20 protein-coding genes and 2 pseudogenes are annotated in these 17,431 nt (G+C 61.3%); 15 read left to right on the top strand and 7 right to left on the bottom strand.

The features are described from left to right. Positions 1-2: 2 nt before the first annotated feature. The 3 genes and pseudogenes from ligD to AO692_RS33825 form a co-directional block, all read right to left on the bottom strand. Positions 3-2,471 (bottom strand): DNA ligase D, encoded by a 2,469-nt coding sequence (gene ligD, locus AO692_RS29095; RefSeq protein WP_054313526.1) that lies wholly within the window; start codon positions 2,469-2,471, stop codon positions 3-5. Between the two features lie 2 nt (positions 2,472-2,473). Continuing rightward, complete coding sequence (locus AO692_RS29090; RefSeq protein ID WP_054313525.1) at positions 2,474-3,283, bottom strand: Ku protein; 810 nt, start codon at positions 3,281-3,283, stop codon at positions 2,474-2,476. Between the two features lie 26 nt (positions 3,284-3,309). Then, positions 3,310-3,498 (bottom strand): annotated as a pseudogene (locus AO692_RS33825) (hypothetical protein); the annotation flags it as partial. 368 nt (positions 3,499-3,866) lie between these two features. On the opposite strand from AO692_RS33825, the gene AO692_RS29080 reads away from it, so the two are divergent. Beyond that, positions 3,867-4,529: a BON domain-containing protein gene (locus AO692_RS29080; protein WP_054313524.1), complete on the top strand. Its 663-nt coding sequence runs from the start codon at positions 3,867-3,869 to the stop codon at positions 4,527-4,529. Positions 4,530-4,561: 32 nt separating this feature from the next. After that, positions 4,562-5,185, top strand: a complete 624-nt coding sequence (locus AO692_RS29075; protein WP_054313523.1) for a UdgX family uracil-DNA binding protein — start codon at positions 4,562-4,564, stop codon at positions 5,183-5,185. A gap of 5 nt (positions 5,186-5,190) precedes the next feature. Here the strand turns inward: AO692_RS29075 and AO692_RS29070 are convergent, their stop codons facing one another. Continuing rightward, positions 5,191-5,718, bottom strand: a complete 528-nt coding sequence (locus tag AO692_RS29070; RefSeq protein ID WP_054313522.1) for a DUF4142 domain-containing protein — start codon at positions 5,716-5,718, stop codon at positions 5,191-5,193. A 174-nt stretch (positions 5,719-5,892) separates the two neighbouring features. Between AO692_RS29070 and AO692_RS29065 the strand changes: the two genes are divergently transcribed. The 3 genes from AO692_RS29065 to AO692_RS29060 all read left to right on the top strand — a co-directional run bounded on the left by AO692_RS29065 (position 5,893) and on the right by AO692_RS29060 (position 7,236). After that, a complete protein-coding gene (locus AO692_RS29065) occupies positions 5,893-6,420 on the top strand; it encodes an SRPBCC family protein (protein WP_082407644.1) in 528 nt (175 codons plus the stop codon). An 83-nt stretch (positions 6,421-6,503) separates the two neighbouring features. Continuing rightward, positions 6,504-6,728 carry a hypothetical protein gene (locus tag AO692_RS33000; protein WP_152980014.1) on the top strand — a complete coding sequence of 75 codons (225 nt, stop codon included), beginning with the start codon at positions 6,504-6,506 and terminating at the stop codon, positions 6,726-6,728. A 166-nt stretch (positions 6,729-6,894) separates the two neighbouring features. Further along, on the top strand, positions 6,895-7,236 hold the full coding sequence (locus AO692_RS29060) for a DUF982 domain-containing protein (protein ID WP_082407628.1): 342 nt from the start codon (positions 6,895-6,897) through the stop codon (positions 7,234-7,236). Positions 7,237-7,270: 34 nt separating this feature from the next. Here AO692_RS29060 and AO692_RS29055 read toward each other — a convergent pair whose 3' ends face one another. After that, positions 7,271-8,206: a cytochrome c3 family protein gene (locus tag AO692_RS29055; protein ID WP_054313520.1), complete on the bottom strand. Its 936-nt coding sequence runs from the start codon at positions 8,204-8,206 to the stop codon at positions 7,271-7,273. A 269-nt stretch (positions 8,207-8,475) separates the two neighbouring features. On the opposite strand from AO692_RS29055, the gene AO692_RS29050 reads away from it, so the two are divergent. The 7 genes from AO692_RS29050 to AO692_RS29015 all read left to right on the top strand — a co-directional run bounded on the left by AO692_RS29050 (position 8,476) and on the right by AO692_RS29015 (position 13,732). After that, entirely contained in the window at positions 8,476-9,495 is a 1,020-nt protein-coding gene (locus tag AO692_RS29050) for an AraC family transcriptional regulator (RefSeq protein ID WP_054313519.1), read from the top strand. Between the two features lie 388 nt (positions 9,496-9,883). After that, positions 9,884-11,041, top strand: coding sequence for an amine dehydrogenase large subunit (locus AO692_RS29040; protein ID WP_054313517.1), 1,158 nt, complete (start codon positions 9,884-9,886; stop codon positions 11,039-11,041). Between the two features lie 6 nt (positions 11,042-11,047). Beyond that, complete coding sequence (locus tag AO692_RS29035; protein ID WP_054313516.1) at positions 11,048-11,614, top strand: MauE/DoxX family redox-associated membrane protein; 567 nt, start codon at positions 11,048-11,050, stop codon at positions 11,612-11,614. After that, entirely contained in the window at positions 11,614-12,213 is a 600-nt protein-coding gene (gene mauD, locus AO692_RS29030; protein WP_054313515.1) for a methylamine dehydrogenase accessory protein MauD, read from the top strand. Before AO692_RS29035 ends, mauD begins: the two co-directional genes overlap by 1 nt. Positions 12,214-12,246: 33 nt before the next feature. Further along, complete coding sequence (locus tag AO692_RS29025; RefSeq protein WP_054313514.1) at positions 12,247-12,786, top strand: methylamine dehydrogenase light chain; 540 nt, start codon at positions 12,247-12,249, stop codon at positions 12,784-12,786. Positions 12,787-12,874: 88 nt separating this feature from the next. Then, a complete protein-coding gene (locus AO692_RS29020) occupies positions 12,875-13,285 on the top strand; it encodes a cytochrome c (RefSeq protein ID WP_054313513.1) in 411 nt (136 codons plus the stop codon). Between the two features lie 3 nt (positions 13,286-13,288). Continuing rightward, on the top strand, positions 13,289-13,732 hold the full coding sequence (locus AO692_RS29015) for a cytochrome c (RefSeq protein ID WP_152980012.1): 444 nt from the start codon (positions 13,289-13,291) through the stop codon (positions 13,730-13,732). A 24-nt stretch (positions 13,733-13,756) separates the two neighbouring features. On the opposite strand, the gene AO692_RS29010 is transcribed toward AO692_RS29015, so the two are convergent. Continuing rightward, positions 13,757-14,941, bottom strand: coding sequence for a GGDEF domain-containing protein (locus AO692_RS29010; RefSeq protein ID WP_054313511.1), 1,185 nt, complete (start codon positions 14,939-14,941; stop codon positions 13,757-13,759). Between the two features lie 385 nt (positions 14,942-15,326). Between AO692_RS29010 and AO692_RS33250 the strand changes: the two genes are divergently transcribed. Further along, on the top strand, positions 15,327-15,500 hold the full coding sequence (locus AO692_RS33250; RefSeq protein ID WP_161808147.1) for a hypothetical protein: 174 nt from the start codon (positions 15,327-15,329) through the stop codon (positions 15,498-15,500). Positions 15,501-15,626: 126 nt separating this feature from the next. Here AO692_RS33250 and AO692_RS29005 read toward each other — a convergent pair whose 3' ends face one another. Continuing rightward, the gene (locus tag AO692_RS29005) at positions 15,627-16,001 is read right to left on the bottom strand and encodes a GNAT family N-acetyltransferase (protein WP_161808146.1); all 375 of its coding nucleotides are present in this window, start codon (positions 15,999-16,001) and stop codon (positions 15,627-15,629) included. A gap of 253 nt (positions 16,002-16,254) precedes the next feature. Here AO692_RS29005 and AO692_RS33545 point away from each other — a divergent pair. Both AO692_RS33545 and paaA read left to right on the top strand, forming a co-directional pair. Then, positions 16,255-16,356: pseudogene (locus AO692_RS33545) on the top strand (acetyl-CoA acetyltransferase); the annotation flags it as partial. A 74-nt stretch (positions 16,357-16,430) separates the two neighbouring features. Further along, the gene (paaA, locus tag AO692_RS29000) at positions 16,431-17,429 is read left to right on the top strand and encodes a 1,2-phenylacetyl-CoA epoxidase subunit PaaA (protein ID WP_054313509.1); all 999 of its coding nucleotides are present in this window, start codon (positions 16,431-16,433) and stop codon (positions 17,427-17,429) included. The last annotated feature ends 2 nt before the right edge of the window (positions 17,430-17,431 follow it).

The following is a 17,431-nucleotide window of genomic DNA, read 5'->3' as shown; positions in this document are numbered from 1 at the left end:
CTTCAGCGTCGCTTCAAGGCCACTTCCGCCTTGCGAAAATCCCGCCAGGGATCGGCAGTCGAGTTGCTCAGCCTGCTCAGGGCGTTGTTTACGGTGAAATGAGCCGGACCGATCGAAGGGCCAAGTTCATTCCATTCAAGCGGCATGGAGACAGGTGCGCCCGCACGCGCCCGGGTTGCGTATGGCGCGATTGCCGTCGAGCCGCGCTGGTTGCGCAGGTAGTCGACAAGGATGTGGCCGACGCGCTTCGACTTGGTGATCGTCGAGACATATTTGCCGGGGCTGTCCGAAGCCATGTCGTCCGCGATTGACTTGGTGAATTCCTTCACGTCCTCCCACCCGGTGACTGGCTTGAGCGGCGCCACGACGTGGATTCCTTTGCCACCGGTCGTCTTGACGAAGGTGCTGAGCCCGGCCTTTTCGAGGCGCTCGCGAACCTCCCGCGCGGCATCGATCAGATCCTGCCATGAAATTCCCTCCCCGGGATCGAGATCCATGACGATCTGGTCCGGGTGTTCCAGATCCGCCAGGGGTGCCTGCCAGGGATGGACCTCGAGCGTTCCGGCCTGGACGAGCCCGATCAGACCGTCGAAGCTGTCGATCGCCAGGATGGGCTCTTCGGAATTGTCGTTCGGATCCTGTACGGTGAGGATCTCCTTGCTATGGCCCCGCCACGCATGCTTCTGGAAAAAGCACTGGCCGGCGGTGCCTTCCGGACAACGCAGCAAGGCCAGCGGCCGCGAGGTCACGAAGGGCGCCATGCGTGGCCACGCCTCGGAATAATAGTCCGCGAGGCCTGCCTTGGTGACGCCGGCATCCTCCCAATAGACACGGTCCGGATGGGTGAGCTTCACGACGGATTTTGGTGTGTCAGCTGATTTCATGGCTTGTTCCCGCACAATCGTGGCCGCTGCCTTGTCCTCGCGCAGGCCACGGAAGACAGCATGGCGCAACACCCCGTCGGCGGTCCAGTTCTTGAATTCGATCTCGGCGACCAGTTCCGGCTCCACGAACCGCACCCCTCGCCTGTTCGCAGCATCGAGAGGTTTGGCCAAAGGCGACTTTTCGCGCGCAAGCTTTTGCAGCCGGTCGAACAACGAGCGCGCTGTCCTGGTGTTGAATCCTGTTCCGACGCGACCGGCATAGACGAGCCGGCGCGCCTGATAGTAGCCGAGAACCAGCGAGCCGATGGCATCGCGTGTCGCAGTCGACGGCACATAGCCGATGACGACGAATTCCTGCCGGTCGTTGCACTTGGATTTGATCCAGTCGCGCGTGCGGCCAGACGGGTATTTGCCTTGCCTCAGCTTCGACACCACGCCTTCGAGACTCAACCGGCAGGCATGCTGCAGCACCATTTCGCCCTCTTCGGCGAAATCATCGCTGAATCGCAGGCCGGCAGGCTGATCGGCCAACACATCTCTTAGCCGTGCCTTGCGATCGACCAGCGGCAAAGCGCGGAGATCCTGTCCGTCACAATAAAGCAGGTCGAAAAGATAGAGGACAAAGCGGTCGCTGCGACCCTCGCTGAGGTCCGCCTGCAGAGCGGAAAAATCCGAAGCGCCGCCACCGGCCTCCACCACCAGCTCGCCATCGAGGATAGCCTCCTTGACCGGCAACGACGCCAACGCGTCCGGGATGGCCTTGCCGAACTTGCCGGTCCAATCGAGACCGGAACGTGTCAAAAGCTGCGCCTTGCCCTCCCGCACATGCGCTTGCAGGCGATAACCGTCGAACTTGATCTCGTGGATCCAGCGATCGCCCGACGGCGCGTGAGGACGCAATGTAGCAAGCGCCGGCTCGACAAAACCCGGGAACGCGCTCTTGCGGCTGCCTTTCGGATGCCGCTTCGACGGCGGCGATGCCGCGGATTTCCGAGCGCGCCTTGCCTTCGGCGGCGCTGCCTTGTCGGCGACTTCCTCGACGGACCTGCCGGATTTGACAGAGTCCGGCTGTTCTTCGAGAATATCTCCAGCGTTCTCGTCACGAGCGAATTCGTCGGCGCCCTTGATCAGCAGCCAGTTTTCGCGCTTCTCGTTGCGGCGCGAGGCCATGCGCACCAGATGCCATCGCCCCTGCAGCTTCTCGCCCGACAGCTCGAATTCCAGATGGCCTTTCTTGAGGCCTCTCGCCGCATCGCCGAGGGGCCTCCAGTCGCCGCGATCCCACAAAACGACGGTGCCGCCGCCATATTGTCCTTTGGGGATCGTCCCTTCGAAGTCGCCATACTCCAGCGGATGATCCTCGACATGCACAGCTAGCCGCTTGTCGCTCGGCACAAGGCTCGGACCGCGTGTCACGGCCCAGCTTTTCAGCACACCGTCCATCTCCAGCCGGAAGTCATAGTGCAGGCGGCGCGCATCGTGTTTCTGCACGACGAAACTGTGTCCGCCGCGCCGGTGCGGAACAGCACCTTTCGGTTCACGCGTGGAGGCAAAGTCGCGTTTTTGACGATAGCTGGTAAGAGCCATGGTCAGCCTGCCTTGCGCCGATTGGGTCTGTCGTCACTTTTCGTGACATCAGCGCTGCGCCGCAACGCGTCCATCAGATCGACAACCTTGCCCTCACGCTTGCGTTTCGGGGGCTTGATTTCGCGGCCTGCCATCTTGGCCTTGATCAATTCCGCCAGAGCCGCGTCGTAGCGATCATCGAACCGCGCCGGATCGAAAGTACCGGCCTTCGATTTCATGATGTGCTTGGCAAGATCCAGCATTTCCTTCTTGATCCTTGGTTCCGGAACCTTGGCGAACGCTTTTTCCGGCGACCGGATTTCGTAGTCGAAATGCAGAGTGTTCGCCAAAAGCCCGTCGCCATCGGCGCGGATCACCACGGTGCGCAGCCTTCGAAACAAGACGGCCTCGGCGAGGGCTACAGCCTTCTCGGCCGCAAGACTGTCGCGGACAAGGGCAAACTTTTCGTCCGCGCCACGATCCGGACCAAGATAGTAGGGACGATCGAAGAAAAGCGGATCGATATCCACGCATTTGACGAAGCGGGCCACGGAAAGTGTCTTGTCGCTTGCCGGAACAAGCTCGGCGACTTCGTCCGGTTCGACGGTCACGAAGGTGTCATTGCCGATGTCGAACCCCTTCACCTGATCTTCGTCGGCTACCTCCCTGCCGGATTCTTCATCGACATATTCACGCCGGACCCGATTGCCCGTCTTGCTGTTGACGACATGGAAGGACACACGATCCAAGGTCGAGGCGGCTGCGTAGAGCGCCACCGGGCATTCGATATCGGCGAGCGCCAGATTGCCTTTCCAGAGTGCGCGCGGCGCCATCGGCTCATCCCCACGAGGTCTGTGCGTCAGGTCTCATCGAAACGACCACCCTCGCGGGACGGATCGCGACTGATCACCGCCTCTTCCGTGTCGTTGGGCAACGCTTCGTCGCTTTCCTGGTAGGAGTTGTCGGCGTCCTCCTCTTCGGTCTCGCCGCTCCCCACTCGTTCCGTCATCTCGACCTCGGGCGGGATGTTGCCGTTGCTCAAGGCATCATAGGCATTCAGCGGACCGGGCGTGGATACGGTGTGCGCCATCATCGCCATCGCTTGCCGCTTCACCTCATCATCGTCGTCGAGCCAGCGGTCGGAGCGAAAGGCGACCGTGATGGATTGTCCTTCGCCATCCTGGAATCGAACGCGATAGCCATAGGCATCGCCGCGATCGACCTGCGTTGTTATTTCCGTGCGTCGAACCTGCATTCGCGCCTCCTCGCTTGAGTTACGGGGCTTGGAGTTACCGGGGTCAACGCGGCTCTTCTGCGGGCGTTCCGCTTTTTGTCCGGGTGGCCGGAAAATTGGAACAACCGCGCCGCCCAGCTGTTGGCCAGAACAACGCTACGCCAACACAAGGAGGATTTTCGATGGCCCGAGAACGCGATCCTTACTTCGGCCCGAACTATAGCGACGACCTCGACGACTTCGAAACAGAAGACCTGCGGTTCCGCGGCGGTCGTCCGCGCGATGAGCGCCCCCCTCGTCTAAGATCGAACGCCGATTTCTATGCAGGCACCCGCTATCGTCGTCCGACCGACCCCGACCATGATGATCGTTACCCTGCCGGACAACCCAACTACAGTTACGGTTCGCGCTACAACTATCCCGCACCGCGACACGAGAACCGCCCGGGCGGTTACCGGCAGTCCGACTATGACGATTTTCGCAATCGCGGGCATCGCGATTTCCTCGATCGGGCCAGCGACGAGGTTTCGTCGTGGTTCGGCGACGAGGACGCAGCGCAGCGCCGACGCACCGATCATCGAGGGCGCGGCCCCAAAGGTTACACGCGCTCGGACGACCGCATTGCCGAAGACCTGAACGATCGCCTTACGGACGACTGGTTCCTCGACGCGTCGGATATCGAGGTCAGCGTGAAGGCGAGTGAAGTAACGCTGGATGGCGAAGTGACTAGCCGCTCCGACAAGCGGCGGGCCGAGGATATTGCCGACGATGTTTCAGGCGTCATCAATGTTCAGAACAATCTGCGCATCCGCTCCGCCGACACGTCGTCTCAAGCCGCTGCGTGACCGGCAGCATGCTTCTTTCAGCGGTACGGCCAATGTCTAGCGAAGAAATCAATGCCGCCTCCCTCGGCGAGCTTGCGCGCGCGGAAGCCGCCTGCACACGCTGCCCTCTCTATCGCAACGCAACGCAGGTGGTTCCCGGCGAGGGTAAGGTGCGCTCAAGCCTGATGCTGGTGGGGGAACAGCCGGGTGACAAGGAGGATATAGCCGGCAAGCCATTTGTCGGCCCGGCCGGCCAGCTGCTCGATGAAATTCTGGAAGACGCGCAAATCCCCCGTTCGGCCGTGTTCGTCACGAATGCGGTCAAGCACTTCAAATTCGAACCGCGAGGCAAACGCCGGCTGCATCGCCGCCCAAATGTGGGTGAGATCGAGCGCTGCAAATGGTGGCTCGAGCAGGAGCGCAGACTCGTTGCTCCGAAAACCTTCATCGCCATGGGCGCGACCGCGATCAGAAGCCTGACCGGACGCTCACAACCGGTCTCATCTCTCAGGGGCAAGACACTGGAGCTTTCGGACGGCACACCACTGCTTGCGACAATCCACCCCTCATACCTTCTTCGCATCCGCGATCCGGACGATCGGGCACGCGAGCGCCTTGGCTTGCAGCAAGATCTGGCGCGAGGATGGGAAATGGCGAGGCACCTTCCACAGACATAGCGATGCTATTCATTCAGTTCCTTGGCCATGTCGAGATGGTGCCGCAGCACCGGCAGCGTGTTGGCCGCCCAGGTCTTTATCGCTGTGTGCTCGCCTTTCTCGCTATAGCGCTGGAACAGGTCGACGGCATCCGCATGCGCCTTGACCTGTTCGGAATGGTAGCGATCGTTGAAATCCTGTCCTCGCATTTCTTGAAGCTCGGCAATCGTTTCTTTCTGGCTTTCCGTCATCTCGGCCGGAACGACGGCGTTGATGGCCTGGTTTTCCACCATCTGCTTCAATTCGCTGCCGATCCGTTCGTGGTCGCGCACCATCTCCTCTGCAAACGATTTGGTCGCTGGATCGGCCCGCTCGATGGCAAGCTTGCTCACCGCAATTTCGAACAGGTCGCCGGTCGCGGCTTTCTTGACGAAATCTTCGGTCGAGGGAGAGACACCCAGCAGCGAATTCACACCCGCCTTTTCGGCGGCTGATTGGGCCAGTGCGGCCGTGGCCGCCAATACGATGGCGGCGGCAAGGACGAGCTTCTTCATGGACTTTCTCCCTGTCTCGGATCCGAACGAGAGCGGACTTTGATCGTTCCATGAAATGCGGGGTGCTCCAGCGCGAGCGGCAGATTTTCGGAACCGCGATGATCGCTTGGCATTGAGCTCGTGTTGAATTTTAAGGGCGGTAACCCGATCGGGCAACGCAAGGTATGGCGCACCATGACCCTCAAGGACACGATTTCGATCGATATCGATCTTGGGACCGAACCGCGTGAGGCCTTCCTGCATTTCACGCGAGAAATGACGAACTGGTGGCCAAAGGACTATTCGTGGTCCGGCGAAACGCTCCAGGAGATGACCATTGCCGATCAAGCCGGTGGATTTTGCACCGAAATCGGGCCGCACGGATTTCGTTGCGATTTTGGACGGGTCCTCGAAATCGATTTACCCCGGCATATCGTCTTCACCTGGCAGATCGGTCCCAATCGCGAGCCGGTTCCCGATCCGTCGAAAGCCGGCGAAGTCGACGTGACCTTTTCGGCAATACCCGGCGGAACGCGCGTGACTCTGACCCATAGGGGCTTCTCAAATCATGGCGCCAGCGCTGAGCAATACATGGAAGCAATGGGCTCGGCGCAGGGTTGGCCGTTGATCCTGCAACACTTCGCGAAGTCTGCGCCACAACGGGATAAGATCAGCAGGCAGAGCGATCCCTCACTGTGTGTGTCCAGCACTAAGCACTTGTGAAAGTGCGCGAGCGAATGTGATTTGAAAGCCATCCCAGAAAGGCGCTTATAAACCTCCGGTCGAGCATGCCAAGGGAGGTAGACGTGACTGTCTCTTTCACGAGTGGCGTTGCGTATCCCGGTGACCTGACTGCCCTGCAGCGTATCTATGACGATGTTTGTGACGACCATGGCTTTTGCCATGGCAGTCCAGCGGCTGAGGACCTGGCTCGAGCAACGATGGATCTGTTCTCGCAAGGGATCCTGGACCAGGACGAGATGATCGAAAGCCTCGAAATCTATCTGGAACGGAAATCCGGCGGACGTTAGCCTCCTGCTTAATCTGATCACCCTCAACTTATTGGTATTTCACAATATTCCAAAACAGTGTGCGCACGAAACATACTGTGTTGGAACGAGCTTGGCCGTGATCGCTTGATAGACCCGGGCGCGGTGAACAGTACGACCTGTCACAGCCCGTGAGTTTTGATGCGCAATGGCAGAACGCCGTCGCGCAAGAACAAGGAGGACAGAGCCCATGGCTTGTTTCACACCGGTGAGCTTCAGGACAGCGTGCGGAAGCAAATTCGTGATCCGCAACATAGCCGACATGGCCAATGCGATGCGCCGTTCCTGGCCGGACAAGGATTGCGAAAGCTATCTGCGAGCGGTCGATTTGATCGAGCGCGCCCAGGAAGGCGAGTGCAGCCCACGCGCAGCCTTCGGCGCCTTCATGCAGGCCGCGACCGAACAGAACCGCATCGTCCGCCGGCGCCACCGCTTCCCGAAGGAAGTCGCCCATACGCTCGCGGACATTTCGAAATTCGCGGCCTCCTAGAAGAGCTCAGCTGGCAAACAGCAATCCGCCGCCGCTACTTGCCTGCCTCACCAGACGGACTTCGGCCGTGACAGCCGTTGCAATCATCGATCGGGCCGAACTTCCTGCCGGCCCGCTTGTCCGTCCGGTGGCAGTCGGAACAGAATGCGTGGAACATGCCGTCGACGCGGGTGGTCTCGGAGATCGAGACACGCTTGTGGCAGGTCAGGCAGTTCTCATTGCCCGTTCGGTCGACGAAATTGTGGTGGCAGCCGGCACATGCCAGCCCCGTATGGTCGGTGTGCAGGAAGCGTGCATGGTCGATCGGAGCCTGCCGCAGGCTCGCGAGCCGCGTTTCGGCCATCGATCCCATCGCCAGCCAGGCAATTGCGCCGGAGAACAAAGCCAGCGTCGCCGCCAGCCGGAAGGGGTGCCGCTCTCGCAGAAAACCTTCGATCAGCAGGAAAGTGAGCCCCGCGAGCAAGGCGGCTGCCGCGAAGACGGTCATCCCGGCGATCAACGCGATGTGGGTGCAGGCAGCCGCGATCAGCAGATAGCCGGCCGTCCTGTGCACGGACAGGCTTGAGAAAGGACCGAGCTGCCGGCGCAATGATCGGGACCGCTGCACGAGCATGACCACGAGGAATGCCAGAAGCGCTACGATGCCGGCAACGATCTCGACCGGGATGGCCGGGGTCAGCCAACGCCAGAAGACAGGCTGGAAACCCGTGGTGATGATGATGTGGGCGGCAAGCGCTGCCAACGCCGCCCAGCCGAAAATCCTGTGCCACGGATATTGGCCGGAGGGAGGCCGCAGGAATAACGTTGCGGCGGCCAGCAGCAGGGCGGCAACGCCCAACAGGCGCGCCGCCCACCACGCCATGTCGGTCGGTTGCCAAAGAAGAACGGAGACACTGGCCACCAGCAGCACGAGCCCGGCCTGGCCGGCATGGCCGGCCAGCTTATGCAGCCCCTTCGCGCGCAGGTTCATAGCCTCATTCCCCGGCGAACTGGTCGCCAAGCTAGTGCCTTGACCGGCAAAGGGCATGTTCGACTTCAAGGCAATTGACAGCTTCCGACGACAAACCAACAATTCCCGCAGAAATCCCACCAGGGCATGGGAGGGACATGCCCCTGGCGACCGTGACTGGAGCAATTCCAGGAAAAGAGCGTAGCGGTTTTCCGTCCGGAATTGCGTGAAAACAAAGTTAGAGCGTTTCCGCGTTTCCGTGAAAAACGGAAACGCTCTGGAGGTACGGGATGCAGGGAAGCGGGACGATCGCGCCTCGGGCAACGACACTGCTGCTCGACGCACTGGCCAACAAGGGCCAGGAACCAGAAAGCATTTTGGCGCGGCTCGGACTCACTCGCTCCAGCCTTGCGGAGAGCCGTGAAAGCACGCCGCTCGCGATCTTCACCACCATCCTGGAAGCCGCCGCGCGCGAGAAGGGTGACATCACCTTCGGCCTGAAGCTCGGCCGCAGTTACAATCTGCCGGCGCTGGGCTCCATCGCCACCGTCTTCTTCACCGCGCCGACACTCGGCTGGGCCTTTTCGAAATTCACCAGCTACTTCTCCAGCCTGCAGAGCAATACCGAGGCGCGTCTGGACGTATCGGGTGGCCTCGCCAGGCTGAGCTATTCGATCTCCGACCCTACGGTGCGCCTGCGCCATCAGGATGCCGATTTCACCATCGCGCTCGAGCACAAGATGTTGACCGACGTGATTGGGCCGCGGCGGATCATTTCCCATGTCGATCTTGAGCATGATTGTTCCAGGGACATGGATGCCTACCGCAGCTATTTCGGCTGTATGGTGCAGAGCGGACGGCCGCGCAATGCGATCTATTTTCCCGTCGCCTATCTCGATCACAGCGTTCCCGGTGCAGATCCGGTGGCGAATGCGCGAGCCGAGGAGGAGCTTCAGGAAAACCGGTCCGCTCTGCGGCAGGAAGTCGACCTTGTCACCGCCCTGCAGGCATGGATGAGCGCCGCACTTGCGCGCGCCTTCGATGCCGACGTCGAACACGCCGCTGCCGATTTCGGCGTGTCGCTGCGCACTTTCCAGCGGCGGCTGGCGGAATGCGGCGTGAATTTCCTCGATATCCGCAACAAGGTGCGTATCCAGATCGCCAAATGCATGCTGGTGGCGACCGACATTCCGCTGACGACGATCGCGCTGCAGCTTGGCTACAGCGAGCCCAGCGCTTTCTCGCGCAATTTCAGGAGCCAGGTGGGCGAGACCCCCGCCGACTACCGGACCCGGGAAAGGCATATCTAAGAGCAATTCCAGGAAAAGTGTGCAACGGTTTCCCGTCCGGAATTGCGTAAAACAAAAAGTTAGAGCGTTTCCGTGAAAAACGGAAACGCTCTAAGGCGGAACGGCAGCTCGCCTGCATTTTGGCGCATTCTGTCAAGCGGGCCGCCGAAGTCGCGATGCAAAGTCGAAATCGAGAGCCTGTCGCCGCCCTGGGAGGAGTGGAAAGAGGCTGCGGACGAGGTCGCCAGGCGAAGGAGAAGCGCCCGGACAACCATCATCGACGTCGCCTGCGGCCGCAATCGTTCCTGCTACCTCCAGCTTGATTCCGCTGCCTTGCCGAAACGGCATGGTTGCGGCGCATTCATGAAGGGTCGGCATGGGAAGGAACGAGCAACGGGGAGGACCACCAATGCGTTTGGGTCTGTTCGCAGCGGCCATGCTGGCCGGCACGGCGATCTTGCCTGCCTATGCCCAGGAGGCTGCCAAGGAAATCCAGCCGGAGGAGATCACCAACGTCAAGATCCCGGCCGGCACCGAAATGCTCTTTTCCATGGATCTCGCGCTGAATCACGTGGTCGACGGACGCATCTATGTGATGGACGCCAAGACGTTGAAGCCTATCGGCATCATCGGCACAGGCAGCCTGGGCATGGCCCAGTTCCCACAAGGCTCGAAGGACATCTATGTTGCGACATCGCATCTGTCGCGCACGACGCGAGGCGACCGCTCGGATTTCGTCGAGGTCTATTCCGGAGAGGATCTCACCTTCAAGGAAGAAATCCCGATCTCGAAGAACAGGGCGCAGGCGCTGAACTATCGTTCGTTGTTCCAGCCGTCGGCCGAGATGAAATATCTCTTCGTGCAGAACGCGACCCCGGCGACCTCGGTGACCGTGGTGGACCTCGCTGCCAAGAAACAGATCGGCGACATCCCCAATCCCGGCTGCTACGGCATCTTCCCTTCGGCCAAGACCGCGACACGCTTTGCAACGCTGTGCGGTGACGGCACTGTCGGCACCATCGACGTCAAATCCGACGGCACCGGCGAGATGAAGCCGTCGGAAACGATCTTCGATCCGGACAAGGACGCCATCTTCACCAGCGCCTACCGCTGGGGCGACAACTGGGTGTTCCCGTCCTATGGCGGCAACATCTACGTCATCGATGTCGAAGGAGACACCGCCAAGCTGGTCGACAAGATCGAGGTGGCCAAAGGCGTCGAGGGCGATTGGCGCCCAGGCGGCTACCAGCCGCTTGCCGTGCATGACAAGAACGGCGTCGCTTATATGCTGATGCATTCCAAGGGCACGGAAGGCAGCCACAAGAATCCGGCCGAAGAGATCTGGGCGATCGACCTCAAGGACAAGAAGGTCATCGGCCGTTCGAAGTCGGTGCCGGCCATCGGGCTGACCGTCAACCAGGGCGACAAGCCGGCCTTGTTCGCGATCGACGGGTTGAAAGCGGAAATTGTCCGCTACGATCTGCCGGAAGCGGGCAAGGAGTTCGCGCTGACGCCAGCCGTATCGGCCTCGGGCGGAGATCTGCCCGACCAGGTCGAGGTGCGATAGTCCGCCATGGTAGCGCTGCACCCGATCCTTGTGGTGATCGCGGCGGGGACGCTGGTCTGCGTGTTTGCACGCGCGGCCATGCACAAGACCACCGACCTGACCATGTTCATGCACACGATGGGCGGCTATCGCCTGCTGCCTGCCGCGCTGCTGACGCCGGCGGCGCTTGGCCTGCTGTTTATGGAAATCGCGGTGATCCTCGGCCTGATCGTGCCGACGACCCGGCCGTTCGCGGCCGGCATAGCCTTGCTTCTGCTTGTCGTCTATGCCGGTGCCATTGCCATCAACCTGGCACGCGGCAACACGCATATCGACTGCGGTTGCGGCGGCGCCGGGCAAGGGCTGTCCTGGTATCTGGTGGCCCGCAACGCCGTGCTCGGCATGCTTTGCCTGGTGGCGATGGCTTCGCTGCTGCCGGTCGAGATGACCGCCATTGGCTGGCTGAGTGCTGCCGCCGGCATCCTTTCCACCATCCTGCTTTTCGCAGGCATCGAAAAACTCATCGACAACTGGTCCTGGCTGCAGGCGTCCAATCGCACGTTCGAGCAGCACAATCACGAGGGGCACGACTGATGGATCCGCTGGTTGTAGCCGTGATCGTCCTGTGGGCGATCGTCATCGTTCTCCTGGTCGTCGTCTTCGCGCTGGCGAGACAAGTCGGCATCCTATTCGAGCGCGTGGCGCCGATGGGCGCGCTGATGACCGACGCCGGCCCCAAGATCGGCGAACAATCGCCGCGCTTCGATCTTCTCACGCTGGACGGCAAGCCGCTGACGCTTGGACCGCCGGCGCCGAAGAGCACGCTGATCTTCTTCCTGTCGACCACCTGTCCGGTCTGCAAGAAGCTGTTGCCGGTACTGAAGTCGCTGAAGCAGGCGGAGGCGCAGAGGCTCGGCATCGTCATCGCCTCTGACGGCGATGCGCTGGAACACGCCGAATTCCGCCGCGCCGCCGGCCTGGCCGATTTTCCATACGTGTTGTCGCGCGATCTCGGCATGACTTACCGCATCAACCGGCTGCCCTTCGCGGTGCTGCTCGACCAGCAGGGCGTGGTGCGCGGCAAGGGCCTGGTCAATTCACGCGAGCAGCTGGAAAGCCTTCTCAATGCGCAGGACCTCGGCCAGGCCTCGATCCAGAACTGGATCGAAGCCGAAGTCGCCCATCGTAGCTAGACGACACGTGGTTAGAATTAGGGGAGACACGCTATGTCGAAACTGATCGACAAACTCTTCGGTGCCATCGACCACGTCACGGAGCGAGGGTCGCGGCAGATGGCACACCGGCTTGGTCGCCGCACCTTCCTGTCCTTCGTCGGCAAGGTGGCCGTCGGCGGGGCGATCATGCCGCTGCTGCCGTTCGACCGGGATGGCGGCGGCACCGCTCGTGCTGCCGCGGAAAAGACCGACCAGGAATGCGAATACTGGCGTTATTGCGCGCTCGACGGCTTCCTGTGCACCTGCTGCGGCGGCACCATCAACCAATGCCCGCCCAATGCGCAGGTCTCGGCGGTGACGTGGGTCGGCACCTGCCACAACCCAGGTGACGGCAAGGACTATCTGATCAGCTACAACGACTGCTGCGGCGTTGCCTCCTGCGGCAAGTGCCTGTGCAATTTCAACCTGCGCGAACGGCCCGGCTACCGCATGGGTGTGCACAACGACATCAACTGGTGCATGGCCAACACGCAAAGCAATTATCACTGCACCGTGGCAGCCGTCGTCGGCCTCGGCAACAGCAATGGCTAAAGCAATTCCAGCAAGAGTGCGTAGCGATTTTGCGTCCGGAATTGCGCTAAAACAAAGGGCTGCAACCAGCCTCGCCTTCGCGCTGGCAATGCTGGTCACGGCCAGCGCGCAGGCCGACGATGCAGCCCTGTTCACGCAGACCTGCGGAGCCTGTCACGGCAAGGGAGGCGTCGGCATCCCCGGCATGGCGCCACCACTCGCCGGTGCCGACTGGGCAAAGGCCGGGAAGGCGGAAAGCCGAACCTATGTGCCGACAGTCATCCTGAACGGCCTGTCCGGTAAGCTGATGGCCGCCGGTCGCACCTATCAGAGCGTCATGCCGGCGCAGAAGCAGCGTAAGGACGACGAGATCGCGACACTGGCGAACTATGTGCTTGCCACGCTGAACACCGCCCCGACCGATTTCAAACCGCTGACGGCGGCGGATGTCGGGGCACTGCGCGCCAACAAGGTCGACCACAAGGCGCTTCTCGGCACGCGCTCGCAACTGGTCCAGTGAGCGATGAGAAGCGTCGCCCTCGCCGTCCTCTTGGTCTCGATGGTTGTCGCCGGCATCCTCCCCGCCGCTGCATCGGAGAGCGGTCAGATACTCTACCGGCTGCATTGTTCGGGCTGTCATGGCCTGCAAGGCAATGCGGCAACGGTCGGCCGCATCCCCGCCTTGGCCGGCAACGTCGGCACCTTCATGAAATCGGCGGAGTCGCGAACCTTCCTCACCCAGGCTCCGGGCATCATGAATTCCGGCCTCAACGACAAGGATGTGGCGACGCTGATGAACTGGCTGGTGCCGGCACTGGCAAAAGATTCGCTGACCGAGCCGTTCAAACCGTATTCGGTCGAGGAGATCGCGCATTCGCGCGCCAACCGGCCACCCGACTTCTTTGTCGCGCGGCGCAAGGTGGCCGAGAACCTGCAGAAACAAGGCTATGCGCTGCCGAACTACTGAAATAGCTCGCAAATCCTGGCAGCGCTAATCCGCGGCAGTCGTCGACACCGGCGGACCTTTGGCTGTGCGTTCCTCCACCTCAACCCGGTCTCGGCCCTGCCGTTTGGCGCGGTAGAGCGCGGCATCGGCGCGTGTGGTCAATTCGCTGAGGCTTTCGCCATGTCGCGCCGAGGCGACGCCGAAACTGGCTGTCAGCTGTTGCGTCTGCGGTAATCCCTCGAAACGGTTCTGCCGCACGCTCTCCCTCAACCGTTGAGCAAAGACATGGGCGCCGGACGCATCGCAGTTCGGCAGCAGATAGGCAAATTCCTCGCCGCCGAGGCGACCACAGACATCAACCTGGCGCATCGTTTTGTGCAGCAGACGGCCAAAATCCTTCAGGACGGCATCGCCTGCCGGATGCCCGAACGTGTCGTTGATGCTCTTGAAATGGTCGATGTCGACCAGGATGAGACTGATCGGCCGGTTGCGCGCGTCGGCAAGCAATTCCTGCGCGCGTTCATCAAAGCCGCGCCGGTTGAGTACCCCCGTGAGGGGATCGACAGCGCGTTCATGGCGCAGGTCGGCGACCATGTCGCTCACGGTAACGGCAAACAATGCGAGCGCCAGCATGACGCCCAGAACCGCCAGCGAAAACTGCAGCGCCAGCCAGAAAGGCGACGTACCGAATGCCCCCGCCGATGGCGCCACGCCGCCGACCGTCAGCACCGTACGTGGGAAGAAATGCAGCGAAAAGGCAAGCAGGATCCAGAACAGGATCTTCTCGGCAAACATCCCACCACGCAACTGGCGCAGGCGCCAGGCAGTGGCAAGGCAGATCAGCCCGTAGCCGAAGTTCAGGATGTAGATGCGAACGATCAGCTGGCGGTCGACATAGAAGAAATAGGCTATGCCGCCGCAGATCAGGACGAGAATGGCGAGATAGCCGGCCAGGCTCAAACGCTGGCTGGAACGCCGAAGCAGCCCGTCATTGAGCAGAAGCACGCTCAGCGTATAGAGGAAGGATGATGCCATTGCGTTCGGGCCGTGCCCGTCCGGCACTGCCAGGATCTGCGACAGGGTTCCGAGGCAGAAGAACAGGCAGGCCGCGCAAAAGAACAGCAGATATTGAAGTCGCCGGTCGCGCAGCCAGATCGCCGCGAAACTTGCCGCGAAAACCAGCAGGATGGCGGGTCCGATGAGGACAAGGGGATTGGAAGGGACACGCATGGCGGTATGACGGTTCGGCGGTCCTGAAACGCGGGGCAGCTTTTGCACAGAAGGCGGCCACCCGCAACGACCGAAGCCAAGACCGGTTACCGCTCCGTCAACGCGTCCCGCGGAAACCTTCCATTTCCTTACTTTGGGCCGGGCAAAGCCAGCCTTTCATATGTGGTTCGGCTTGACGCCCCCGTTTCAGGCCCGCCTTGTCGGGTTCGCCAAACCATCGCGACGCGCCCTGAGCACGGCATCGCCTCCCCTAGAGAGATATTTAACGCGCTAAGCATGACAGGCCGGTAAAGTTGAGTTATGAATACAGCTTACGTGCCTTTTGTCCATTTGTGGAATCCGCCTTCGCCAACGGAGTGGTTCCACCGACTGGTTGGGACGACCGATGCATCGGCTAGACGATGGTCAGCGAAAGAAACTGGAACGCATTCGCAAAGCCCTCGCCCTGCAGATCGAGGAGGCTGCACGGGACGGCCACGATATGCTGGCGCATCTCTTGGAAATGGCGCGCATCGAAGTCTCTGCGATCCTGAATGACGCCTCGAGGGCGAAGCACTAGTCGGAGGCGCCGTAGAGTTGCATCGAAGCTGGAGCAACTCCAGCAAAAGTGCGCAGCGGTTTTGCGTCCGGAATTGCGTAAAAAGAGTTAGAGCGTTTCTGCGTTTTCGTGAAAAACGGAAACGCTCTAGTCCAGACTTTTCGAAAAACGCAGTCCGGTGTGTTCATACCCAAGCCGGGCATACAGGCGGTGCGCGTCCTCGCGATGTTTGCTGGGCTTCACCGTAACATAGCTGACGCCGTTATCACGGAGCCAGGTTTCTCCACACCCCACCAGCAATGCGCCAACCCCGCAGCCCCGAAAACGGGAGGAAACAACGAGCGCGACAATCGCTCCTTGCGGATCGCTTCGGTAAAGCGATGGCGAGGTCGAGACCGCGACCATCCCCGCAACAGCGCCATCTTCAACCGCAACGAACATTGCGTGGTCCGCCCGGTTGGCTACAGCCGCTATCCGTGCCGCCATCTCATCGCTGGAAGTCGGGTAACCGAGCTCGGTCATAAGCTGCCCCAGCGACGAGACATCACTCGACGTAGCGTACCTTGTCTCCATCGCGAGTCCCCTTGTTTGCCGGCGTACTCATACGCAGTGCGTATGAAGGCGACGCGACATGGCATCTCCCGCCAACTCGTCTCCACCATCTGTAACCGTGGCAGCTGCAGTTTACGGTTGATCTCACAGCCATTTTGTGTAATTAAATGACCGACCGGTCGGTGAATTACACAGGCAGAGCAAACCGACGGGGAGGAAACCCATGCCGGAAGCTTCTATCTGCGACACCGTTCGCGCGCCGACGAGCCGTTATGGCGGCGCGCTGGCGGCGATCCAGGCTGATGATCTGGCAGCACTTCCCCTCGCCGCCATCGCATTGATCGTCGGACGCGTCTGACGCGCGATCCTCAAACGCGATCAGGAAAAGGAGACGTCGCCATGTATGCACAGATGGTCAAGACGGACGCGGCTCGGGTCAAGAGCCTGGATGAGATGGAGCCGCAGGAACGGGCTTTCCAGGAGCGCATCGATGCCGGCCAGAAGATCGAGCCGAAGGAATGGATGCCGGAAGCCTATCGCAAGACGCTGATCCGGCAGATTTCCCAGCACGCCCATTCCGAGATCGTCGGCCAGTTGCCGGAAGGCAACTGGATCACCCGCGCGCCGACGCTGGAGCGCAAGGCGATCCTGCTCGCCAAGGTGCAGGACGAGGCCGGCCATGGGCTCTATCTCTATTGCGCGGCCGAGACGCTCGGCATCAGCCGCGACGAGATGTACGGACAGCTGCATTCCGGCAAGGCGAAATACTCCTCGATCTTCAACTATCCGACGCTCACCTGGGCCGACATCGGCGCCATCGGCTGGCTGGTCGACGGCGCCGCGATCATGAACCAGGTGCCGCTGCAGCGCTGCTCCTACGGGCCCTATGCGCGCGCCATGGTGCGCATCTGCAAGGAGGAGAGCTTCCACCAGCGCCAGGGCTTCGACATCCTGACCGTCCTGTGCAAGGGCACGCCTGAGCAGAAGGCGATGGCGCAGGATGCGCTGAACCGCTGGTGGTGGCCGTCATTGATGATGTTCGGCCCTTCGGACGATGCCTCGGTCCACTCGGCCCAGTCGATGGCCTGGAACATCAAGCAGGACTCCAACGACGAGTTGCGCCAGAAATTCGTCGACCAGACTGTGCCGCAGGCCAGGTTCCTGGGCCTCACCGTTCCCGATCCCGACCTGAAGTGGAACGAGGAGAAAGGCGGCCATGATTTCGGCGAGCCGGACTGGACCGAATTCTTCGAGGTGATCGCCGGCAACGGCCCCTGCAACCGCGAACGGCTGGAAGCCCGCCGCAAGGCCTGGGACGACGGCGCCTGGTTCCGCGACGCGCTCACCGTGCATGCCGAAAAACATGCCGTTCGCAAGACGCCGGCGGCAGCAGCGTAAAC

The sequence above is a fragment of the Mesorhizobium sp. 1M-11 genome (assembly GCF_001303895.1).
GTDB lineage: Bacteria > Pseudomonadota > Alphaproteobacteria > Rhizobiales > Rhizobiaceae > Mesorhizobium.
Note: the sequence above shows the minus strand (reverse complement) of the source record. Positions and strands in the feature narration are given on the sequence as shown.

Bases quoted from the DNA above. Each gene is read 5' to 3' on its own strand.
- ligD (WP_054313526.1), bottom strand. From the start codon at position 2,471: ATGGCTCTTACCAGCTATCGTCAAAAACGCGACTTTGCCTCCACGCGT.
- AO692_RS29090 (WP_054313525.1), bottom strand. From the start codon at position 3,283: ATGGCGCCGCGCGCACTCTGGAAAGGCAATCTGGCGCTCGCCGATATC.
- AO692_RS29080 (WP_054313524.1), top strand. From the start codon at position 3,867: ATGGCCCGAGAACGCGATCCTTACTTCGGCCCGAACTATAGCGACGAC.
- AO692_RS29075 (WP_054313523.1), top strand. From the start codon at position 4,562: ATGTCTAGCGAAGAAATCAATGCCGCCTCCCTCGGCGAGCTTGCGCGC.
- AO692_RS29070 (WP_054313522.1), bottom strand. From the start codon at position 5,718: ATGAAGAAGCTCGTCCTTGCCGCCGCCATCGTATTGGCGGCCACGGCC.
- AO692_RS29065 (WP_082407644.1), top strand. From the start codon at position 5,893: ATGACCCTCAAGGACACGATTTCGATCGATATCGATCTTGGGACCGAA.
- AO692_RS29060 (WP_082407628.1), top strand. From the start codon at position 6,895: ATGGCAGAACGCCGTCGCGCAAGAACAAGGAGGACAGAGCCCATGGCT.
- AO692_RS29055 (WP_054313520.1), bottom strand. From the start codon at position 8,206: ATGAACCTGCGCGCGAAGGGGCTGCATAAGCTGGCCGGCCATGCCGGC.
- AO692_RS29050 (WP_054313519.1), top strand. From the start codon at position 8,476: ATGCAGGGAAGCGGGACGATCGCGCCTCGGGCAACGACACTGCTGCTC.
- AO692_RS29040 (WP_054313517.1), top strand. From the start codon at position 9,884: ATGCGTTTGGGTCTGTTCGCAGCGGCCATGCTGGCCGGCACGGCGATC.
- AO692_RS29035 (WP_054313516.1), top strand. From the start codon at position 11,048: ATGGTAGCGCTGCACCCGATCCTTGTGGTGATCGCGGCGGGGACGCTG.
- mauD (WP_054313515.1), top strand. From the start codon at position 11,614: ATGGATCCGCTGGTTGTAGCCGTGATCGTCCTGTGGGCGATCGTCATC.
- AO692_RS29025 (WP_054313514.1), top strand. From the start codon at position 12,247: ATGTCGAAACTGATCGACAAACTCTTCGGTGCCATCGACCACGTCACG.
- AO692_RS29020 (WP_054313513.1), top strand. From the start codon at position 12,875: ATGCTGGTCACGGCCAGCGCGCAGGCCGACGATGCAGCCCTGTTCACG.
- AO692_RS29015 (WP_152980012.1), top strand. From the start codon at position 13,289: ATGAGAAGCGTCGCCCTCGCCGTCCTCTTGGTCTCGATGGTTGTCGCC.
- AO692_RS29010 (WP_054313511.1), bottom strand. From the start codon at position 14,941: ATGCGTGTCCCTTCCAATCCCCTTGTCCTCATCGGACCCGCCATCCTG.
- AO692_RS33250 (WP_161808147.1), top strand. From the start codon at position 15,327: ATGCATCGGCTAGACGATGGTCAGCGAAAGAAACTGGAACGCATTCGC.
- AO692_RS29005 (WP_161808146.1), bottom strand. From the start codon at position 16,001: ATGACCGAGCTCGGTTACCCGACTTCCAGCGATGAGATGGCGGCACGG.
- paaA (WP_054313509.1), top strand. From the start codon at position 16,431: ATGTATGCACAGATGGTCAAGACGGACGCGGCTCGGGTCAAGAGCCTG.